The sequence below is a fragment of the Arthrobacter sp. Y3225116 genome (genome assembly GCF_059091245.1).
In genome coordinates, this window is the sequence record NZ_JBNHGL010000182.1 from 1 (window position 1) to 5,863 (window position 5,863).

Below are 5,863 nucleotides of genomic sequence, written 5' to 3' on the forward strand. Positions count from 1 at the left end.
CGACGCCGGTGTCCCGCGCCGCGCGGCCCGTCGTGCCGCAGCCATGCCCGAGCCGCCCGTCGAACAAACGTTTCAAGAGCACTGTGACGTTGCGCAGGAGTTCGACGAGCCGCACCACGACGGCGACGTCATTCGCCTCCGGCAGGCCGGACTGTATCCGATCGACGGCGGGCGGCGTTCCGTCCGCACGGGCCGCCGGGCATCGCGTCCGGCCGGCCGGCAGGAGCAGGTGGCGGATTCCCCGCTGGCCGGCTCCATCCTGTCGCCGTCCACCTGGAAGCAGACCGCCGAAGCCCTGAAGCAGGTCCGTTCGCGTTGAGAAGCACCGGCATCATGGCCTTGACGGCGGGCCGCTGGCCGCGTCTGGCCACCGCAGCATTACTGGCGTTACTGCTGGCAGTGCTTTTGGCCGTGGCGGCCGCCATCCTGAGCGCGCCTTCGGCATTCGCGTCGCCGGTCGCGCCGGTTCCCCCGGTCGACCCGCTGGCCCCCGTCGAACCGGGCTCGCCGGACGGCGACGGCGGGTTCTCGGTGGAAATCAACGGCCCCAACGGCACGCCGTCGTCCGCCGTCATCACGCTGCTGGGCATCACCCTGCTGTCGGTGGCCCCCGCGCTGCTGCTGATGATGACGTCCTTCACCAAGATCTTCGTGGTGCTGGCGATGACCCGCAACGCGCTGTCCCTGCCCTCCATCCCGCCGAACCAGGTGCTGGCCGGGCTGGCGCTGTTCCTGTCGCTGTTCATCATGTGGCCGGTGCTGACCCAGGTGAACGAGCTGGGCGTCCAGCCGTACATGGAAGGGACCACGGACTTCACGGATGCGGTGGGCGCCGCCGCCGCTCCGCTGCAGAACTTCATGCTGGCGCACACCCGCGAAGAAGACCTGGCGCTGATGATGCGGGCCGCCGACCTGCCCAACCCGGAGAATCCCGAGGCCGTGCCGCTGCAGACCCTGATCCCGGCGTTCATGATTTCCGAGTTGCGCGCCGCGTTCATCATCGGGTTCGTCATCTTCGTGCCGTTCCTGGTGATCGACCTGGTGGTGGCCTCGGCGCTGATGTCCATGGGCATGATGATGCTCCCGCCGGTGATGATTTCGCTGCCGTTCAAGATCCTGCTGTTCGTGCTGGTGGATGGCTGGGGCCTGATCATCACCGCCCTGGTCGGAAGTTACGGTACCTAGCCATGGATACAAACGCCGTCCTCGACATCGGCCTGCAGGGCCTGCTGGTCGCCGCCAAACTCTCCGCCCCGGTGCTGGTCACCGCGCTGGTGGTGGGCTTCGCCGTCTCTCTGGTGCAGTCCATGACGCAGATCCAGGAAATCACGCTCTCCTTCGTGCCCAAGGCCGTGGCGGTGGCCATGGCCCTGCTGATCTGCGGACACTGGATGATTTCCGAGATGGTCTCCTTCACCCGGGAAATGTTCGAGAGAATCCCCGGCCTGCTCGGCGGCGGATAATGAACATCCCGCTCGACCAGGCATGGATCGAGGCCACCATGCTGGCAGGTGTCCGCATGGTGGCTTTCCTGCTGATCGCCCCGCCGTTCTCCTACGGAGCCATCCCGGCCCGCATCAAGGCGATGCTCGGCGTCGGACTGGCCCTGGCGGTGTCCCCGCGGGTGGCCAACGGGTACGAGTCGATGAACACGGCGGGGTTCTTCGGCGCGCTGGTGCTGGAGATCCTGGTGGGCGCGCTGCTGGGGTTCCTCGTGCTGGTGGTGTTCTCCGCGGTGCAGTCGGCGGGCACGCTGATCGACCTGTTCGGCGGCTTCTCCATGGCGCAGGCGTTCGACCCGCAGTCGATGGTCAACGGCGCCCAATTCACCCGGCTGTTCCAGATGGCCGCGCTGGCCCTGCTGTTCGCCTCCGACGGCTACCAGTTGATCATCGGCGGGCTCGCGCGCAGTTTCACCGCGCTGCCGCTGGGCGGGGGCGTGGACCTGGCCGAGCCGGTGCAGCTGATCATCACCGGCGTGACGCAGATGTTCCTGGCGGCGGTGCAGATCGCCGGGCCCCTGCTGGTGGTGCTGTTCCTGGCCGACGCCGGTCTGGGCCTGCTCACCCGGGTGGCCCCGGCGCTGAACGCGTTTGCGCTGGGCTTCCCGCTGAAGATCTTCCTGACCCTGACCCTGGCCGGCGTGGTGTTCGTGGCGCTGCCGCGGATTGTCTCCTCGCTCGCCGGGCAGGCCGTGACTGCCCTGACGGGGGTGGGCTAGATGTCGCAGGAAACGTCCGAAGAACGCACAGAGCAAGCCACCCCCAAGCGGATGAAGGACGTCCGGCAAAAGGGCCAGCTCTCCAAATCCCAGGACCTCACCGCCTGGCTGGGCGTGGGCGCGGCCGCGGTGATGCTGCCGATGACCATCGACCGCGCCTCCCAAGCCGGCACCGACCAGATGTTCACCGTCACCCGGATGATCCAGTCGCCGGACCCGGGGCTGGTGGTGAAGGCGCTCGAGGACGGCCTGGGCACCATCATGTACACGCTCACGCCGATGTTCCTGGCCGTGGTCGCCGTGATCATCGCGGGTGCGGCGCTGCAGGGCGGCGTCCACTGGAAGAAGTTCAAACCCGAGACCCAGCAGTTCAACCTGGTCAACGGGCTGAAGAAGGTGTTCGGCATGCAGGCGCTCTGGCAGGGTGCCAAGGCGCTGCTGAAGACCGTGGTGGTGGGGCTCGCCCTGTACTTCGTGATCCAGGGGCTGGTCCCGGTGCTGATGACCGCCGGCGGGCTCTCGGTCACCTCGCTGCTCCAGGCGGCGGGCGGCGGCACCGCCGGACTGCTGCAGACCGCGATCATCGCCGGCCTGATGCTGGCCGCGCTGGACGTGATGGTGGTGATCCGGCGCAACCGCAAGAAGACCCGGATGACCAAGAAGGAAGTCCGCGACGAGAACAAGAACTCCGAGGGCGATCCGCTGATCAAGTCGCAGCGGCGTTCGCGGCAGCTGGCGATGAGCCGCAACCGCATGATCGCCGCGGTGGGAGGCTCCGACGTCGTGCTGGTCAACCCGACGCACTACGCGGTGGCGCTGAAGTACGAGCCGGGAAAGTCCGCGCCGCGCGTGGTGGCCAAGGGGGCGGGCAACATTGCCGCCCGCATCCGCGAGGAAGCCGAAACCACCCGCGTGCCGGTGGTGCGCGACGTCCCGCTGGCACGGGCGCTGCACGGCGCCTGCGAGATCGGCCAGGAGATCCCCATGGAGCTCTACAACGCCGTGGCCCGCGTGCTGGCCTTCGTCATGAGCCTGAAGGCCCGCGGCGCCTCGGCCGGTACAGCCGCAGGCGTCCACACCATGGCGGAGCCGGCGATGACCGACGCCGACGCTGCCGCCCACGCTTCAACCCGGCAGGGCCGCCGAGCCTTGTCCCTACCGTCACCCGGAGGTGACTGATGAACCGCAACCTCTCCAAGCTCGCCGTCCCGATCGGGGTGGTGGGCATCATCCTGCTGCTGGTGGTGCCGATTCCGGCGGGACTGCTGGATGTGCTGATCATCGTGAACATCCTGCTGGCGCTGGTGATCCTGCTGACCACGATGTTCGTGAAGAAGCCGCTGGACTTCTCCGTGTTCCCGTCGCTGCTGCTGGTGGCCACGCTGTTCCGGCTGGGCCTGAACGTGGCGTCCACCCGGCTGGTGCTGGGCGACGGCTACGCCGGGCAGGTCATCGAGGCCTTCGGCCACGTGGCCGTGGGCGGCTCGATCATCATCGGCGCGGTGGTGTTCCTGATTCTGGTGGTCATCCAGTTCGTGGTGGTCACCAAGGGCGCCGAGCGCGTGGCCGAGGTGGGAGCGCGCTTCACGCTGGACGCGATGCCGGGCAAGCAGATGGCGATCGACGCCGACCTGAACGCCGGCCTGATCACCGACGTGCAGGCCCGGGAACGCCGTGCCGCGGTATCCGCGGAAGCGGACTTCTACGGCGCGATGGACGGCGCGTCCAAGTTCGTCAAGGGCGACGCGATCGCCGGCGTCATCATTATCATCATCAACATCGTCGGCGGCATCGCCATCGGCATGCTGCAGCGCGGCATGGAAATCGGCGACGCGGTCAGCACCTACACCCTGCTGACCATCGGCGACGGCCTGGTCACGCAGATACCGGCGCTGCTGATGGCCGTGTCCACCGGCATGGTCGTGACCCGGTCGAATGCCGACTCCGAAATGGGCTCGGATGCCTCCGACCAGCTGACCCAGTCCCGGCAGGCGCTGATGATCGCCGGCGGCGCGGCCGTTCTGCTGGCCCTGATCCCGGGCATGCCCAAGATCCCGTTCATCCTGGTGGGCGCGTTCCTGATCTTCATGGCGCAGCGAATCAAAGCCACGGAGGCGGCCAAGGCCAAGGACGACGACGCCGCTGCCGCCGAGGCGGGTCAGGCGGCTCCCGCTTCGGAGACTACCGAGGACCTGATTGAACAGATGCGGGTGCACGCGCTGGAGATTCAGCTGGCCCCGGACCTGGTGGATCTGGTCTCCGGCGCCTCCGACGACCTGCTGGCCCGGGTGCGTGCGCTGCGCCGCAAGATTGCCATGGAACTGGGCGTCGTGGTGCCGCCGGTGCGCACCCGCGACAGCATCGACCTGCCGATGTCCACCTATGTGATCCGGATTGCCGGCGTGGAGGCCGGCCGCGGCGAGGCGCCCGCGGGCAAGGTGTTGGCGCTGGGGGACAACCTCGAATCGCTGCCGGGCTCCGCCACGGTGGAGCCGGTGTTCGGGCTGGCCGGCAAATGGGTCCCGGTGGAGATGCGGCACAGCGCGGAGATGGCGGGAGCCACCGTGATCGACCGAGTCTCCGTGCTGGTCACCCACCTGTCCTCGCTGATCTCCGCCAACGCCGCCCGGCTGCTGACCCGCGAGGACGTGCGCGTGCTGACCGAGGGCGTGAAGTCGGTGAACCCGTCCGCGGTGGACGAACTCACCCCGTCGCTGCTGTCGCTGGCCGAGGTGCAGCGCGTGCTGCAGGGGCTGCTGGCAGAGCAGATCCCGATCAACGACCTGCCGCGGATCTACGAGGCGCTGGCGCTGAAGGCCAAATCGTCCACCGACCCGGAGGGGCTGGTCGAGGCCGCCCGGCAGGCGCTGGGCCCGGCCCTGACCGCGCAGTACCTGGACGGGCAGTTGCTGCGGGTGATCATGATCGATCCCACGCTGGAGCAGTCCATGCTGGAGGGCATGCGCCCGTCCGAGCACGGCACGCAGATCCTGCTCTCGGTGGAGCGGACCGAAGCGGTGCTGGCCTCGCTGCGGGATGCGCTGGAGAAAGTGGAGGCCAACGGACTCACCGCGGTGCTCGTGTGCGCGCCCGCGCTGCGCCCGGCCATCCGGCGGCTCGTCTCGGCGCAGGCCGGGGGACTTCCGGTACTGTCCTACCAGGAGGTCACCTCCGCCAACGTGAAGATCGAGACCGTGGGGGTAGTACGTGTCGGCCAGACGGCTGCAGCTTAAGGGCGCTTCCCTCCAGGAACTGAAGGCCAAGGTCCTGGCCGACCACGGACCCGACGCGAAGATTGTCGCGGCCGAGAAGGTCACGGTCGGCGGCATCCGCGGCTTCTTCGCCCGCGAGCACTACGAAGTCACGGTGGAACTGCCGGCCTCGGCCGTGCGCGGCCAGCATGCCCTGGACCAGAAGGCCCGCGCCGGCATCGCGGCGCTGCTGGCCGACGCCGAGCGCACCGAATCCAGGCTGCACGGCAAGGCGCCGGAACTGCACGTCTCCACCCACACCGACCAGTTCGCGGTCATCATGGACAACCTGACCCTCAACACGGCGCGGCCCACCCGTCTGCCCAGGGGCGCCCGACTGGAGGAACCGCTACCGGAGGCTGCCGGGCAGGCGGAGCGCCCCGGAGCCGCG

Annotated in this window: 6 protein-coding genes and 1 pseudogene; all 7 read left to right on the plus strand. The window is 68.6% G+C overall.

The features are described 5' to 3' along the window. A pseudogene (locus AC5RV2_RS13740) lies at positions 1-319 on the plus strand (hypothetical protein); the annotation flags it as partial. Positions 320-333: 14 nt separating this feature from the next. After that, positions 334-1,185, plus strand: a complete 852-nt coding sequence (gene fliP / locus AC5RV2_RS13745) for a flagellar type III secretion system pore protein FliP (protein WP_494067486.1) — start codon at positions 334-336, stop codon at positions 1,183-1,185. 2 nt (positions 1,186-1,187) lie between these two features. Beyond that, positions 1,188-1,463, plus strand: a complete 276-nt coding sequence (fliQ, locus tag AC5RV2_RS13750) for a flagellar biosynthesis protein FliQ (RefSeq protein WP_493979151.1) — start codon at positions 1,188-1,190, stop codon at positions 1,461-1,463. Further along, positions 1,463-2,221 (plus strand): flagellar biosynthetic protein FliR, encoded by a 759-nt coding sequence (locus AC5RV2_RS13755; RefSeq protein WP_494092793.1) that lies wholly within the window; start codon positions 1,463-1,465, stop codon positions 2,219-2,221. The genes fliQ and AC5RV2_RS13755 overlap by 1 nt, the downstream gene beginning before the upstream one ends. Next, on the plus strand, positions 2,222-3,400 hold the full coding sequence (locus AC5RV2_RS13760) for an EscU/YscU/HrcU family type III secretion system export apparatus switch protein (protein WP_494092794.1): 1,179 nt from the start codon (positions 2,222-2,224) through the stop codon (positions 3,398-3,400). Next, positions 3,400-5,454 carry a flagellar biosynthesis protein FlhA gene (gene flhA / locus AC5RV2_RS13765; RefSeq protein ID WP_494092795.1) on the plus strand — a complete coding sequence of 685 codons (2,055 nt, stop codon included), beginning with the start codon at positions 3,400-3,402 and terminating at the stop codon, positions 5,452-5,454. The genes AC5RV2_RS13760 and flhA overlap by 1 nt, the downstream gene beginning before the upstream one ends. Beyond that, the coding region (locus tag AC5RV2_RS13770) for a hypothetical protein (protein WP_494092796.1) at positions 5,429-5,863 on the plus strand (435 nt) is incomplete at its 3' end. The genes flhA and AC5RV2_RS13770, both read left to right, overlap by 26 nt.

Excerpts from the sequence above, each read along its gene's own strand:
- AC5RV2_RS13760 (WP_494092794.1), top strand. The coding sequence starts at position 2,222 with ATGTCGCAGGAAACGTCCGAAGAACGCACAGAGCAAGCCACCCCCAAG.
- fliP (WP_494067486.1), top strand. The coding sequence starts at position 334 with ATGGCCTTGACGGCGGGCCGCTGGCCGCGTCTGGCCACCGCAGCATTA.
- fliQ (WP_493979151.1), top strand. The coding sequence starts at position 1,188 with ATGGATACAAACGCCGTCCTCGACATCGGCCTGCAGGGCCTGCTGGTC.
- flhA (WP_494092795.1), top strand. The coding sequence starts at position 3,400 with ATGAACCGCAACCTCTCCAAGCTCGCCGTCCCGATCGGGGTGGTGGGC.
- AC5RV2_RS13755 (WP_494092793.1), top strand. The coding sequence starts at position 1,463 with ATGAACATCCCGCTCGACCAGGCATGGATCGAGGCCACCATGCTGGCA.